Source organism: bacterium endosymbiont of Bathymodiolus sp. 5 South (assembly GCF_900128535.1).
Taxonomy (GTDB): domain Bacteria; phylum Pseudomonadota; class Gammaproteobacteria; order PS1; family Pseudothioglobaceae; genus Thiodubiliella.
Genome location: NZ_FQTR01000224.1, coordinates 1 through 2189, shown reverse-complemented (window position 1 = coordinate 2189; position 2189 = coordinate 1). Strand labels below are relative to the sequence as shown.

3 protein-coding genes are annotated in these 2189 nt (G+C 39.9%); all 3 read right to left on the bottom strand.

Annotated elements, in window-relative coordinates; translation table 11 throughout:
• Window positions 1-800 (bottom strand): carboxylating nicotinate-nucleotide diphosphorylase (gene nadC / locus BBROOKSOX_RS10265; RefSeq protein ID WP_139661660.1); only part of this gene is annotated, 800 nt, incomplete at its 3' end.
• Window positions 793-1878: a lipid-A-disaccharide synthase gene (gene lpxB, locus BBROOKSOX_RS10260; protein ID WP_139661657.1), complete on the bottom strand. Its 1086-nt coding sequence runs from the start codon at window positions 1876-1878 to the stop codon at window positions 793-795. The genes lpxB and nadC, both read right to left, overlap by 8 nt.
• A gap of 7 nt (window positions 1879-1885) precedes the next feature.
• Window positions 1886-2189: ribosome assembly RNA-binding protein YhbY (gene yhbY / locus BBROOKSOX_RS10255; protein WP_038338956.1), on the bottom strand; the 304-nt coding region annotated here is incomplete at its 5' end.

The window sequence follows — 2189 nt, the reverse complement described above, 5'->3', positions numbered from 1 at the left end:
TTTGCTTGAATATTCTTAGTAATACTACCAGTAGAAATATAATCAACCCCTGTTTTGGCAACTGCCAAAATGGTATTTTCGTCAATGTTCCCCGATGCCTCTAAGGGTAATTTTCCATTCGATAAGCGCACCGCTTGAGCCAAATCAACGATTGAAAAATTATCACACAATACCCGCTCAACGCCATCTAATGGCAATACTTGTTGCAATTGTGTTAAATTTTCTACTTCAACAATCAAAGGCAAATTAGGGTATTTTTGCATGGCAGACTTGATAGCGCAACCAATTGACCCGGCGGCAATAATGTGATTCTCCTTTAACATGACTGCATCATACAAACCCATCCGATGATTAACGCCACCGCCACATTTAACGGCATATTTCTGTGCCAGTCTGAGCCCAGGAATGGTTTTTCTGGTGTCTAATAATTGCGCATTGGTATGGGCAATTTTGTCCACCAAATAACGGGTTTTTGTTGCAACAGCGCTCAATGTCTGTAAAAAATTAAGTGCCACTCTTTCCGCACTGATGATGGCCCTAGAGGTGCCCGATATCATGCAGAGTATTTGATTTTTATCCATACGATCGCCATCATTCAGTTGCCATTCAATTTGAATGTTTTTATCTAATGACAAAAAAGCATTTTGCGCATATTCAATGCCACAAATAATTGCCGACTCCCTCACGATAATTTGCGCCGCTACTTTCTCATCCTTTAATAAGCTGGCAGACACATCCCCCGTGCCAATGTCTTCGTTTAATGCCAATGCAACCACACTTTCCACGGTTGGCTTATTCATGAATAAAATCCATAATAATGCGTGCTGATTCTTCACTGGCATTTAAATTAAGCTGCTGATGGATATTGTTAAATGCTTGGATCAATGCGGTCGTATCACTTTGTAAAATTGCGATTGCCTGTTGAGCAATATTATCTGGATTGGCATCGTCCTGAATCAACTCTGGTACTAAATATTCACCAGCAATAATATTGGGTAATGACACATAAGCAATGGTAACCAACCGCTTAGCAATCCAATAACTCATTGCAGATAATTTATAAACCACCACCATCGGCACCCCTAATAATGCCAATTCCAATGCTGCTGTGCCCGAAGCCACTAAAACCAAATCTGAGCGTGTCGCCTGTTGATGTGCATCCCCAATAGAAATAGGCACATTCACTTTATCTGCTAATACCTTTGCCCATTCAAGTAATTCATCATTTGCCAAAGCAATATGAAAATTAAGTTGAGAATCTTGTTTTTTTATAATAACTACTGCCGCTAATAACTCGGGCAATAATCGTTTAACTTCACTCTCACGAGACCCCGGCATTAACAAGACAGTCTTTGTTGACTGATAATCTTGCCTAGGGTGCAAACTCTCAGCCAATGGATGACCAACAAATACCGCTCTTTGAGCGTGTTGTTGATAAAAATCCACCTCAAATGGAAACAAACACAGCACCAAATCAGTGGATTTTTTAATTTTCTTAATCCGGTTTTTGCGCCACGCCCACACCGATGGTGAAATAAAATGCACCGTTTTAATACCCTGACGCTTCAGTTTTCGTTCAATCAGAAAATTAAAATCAGGTGCATCAACGCCAATAAAAACATCGGGCTTGCTCGTAGAAAAATAATGAATTATGACTTTTTGCAACCTCAATAGCGCAGGTAATTTTTTTAATACCTCGCTAAACCCCATCACATTTGCAAGATTTTTATCCCACAATTGCACGCATCCTGCCTCAAGCATTCTTTCGCCAGCCATACCTTCGATTTGAATATCACTATTTTGTGCCTTTAACGCACTTACCAATTTAGCGCCAATCAAATCTCCCGAAGTCTCAGCAGCACTAATGGCAATTTTCATCAAGGTATTATTTGCGTGGAAGGATAATCTGTGGCTCTTTGTCAAAGGCACGATAAATCACCATTACATTACCAATTACCTGTATTAAATGTGCCTGAGTAATATTAACAATCTCATCAATCATTTTTTGCCTATCCTCCCTATCCTCTGCACGAATTTTGATTTTTAACAACTCATGCTTAGTCATGGTTGATTCTAACTCTGCCAGCACCGCCTCACTCAAGCCGTGTTGCCCAACCATCACAATAGATTTGAGAGTATGCCCACGAGCGCGTAAGAATTTTTTTTGATTGTTGGTTAGTTTTTTCATT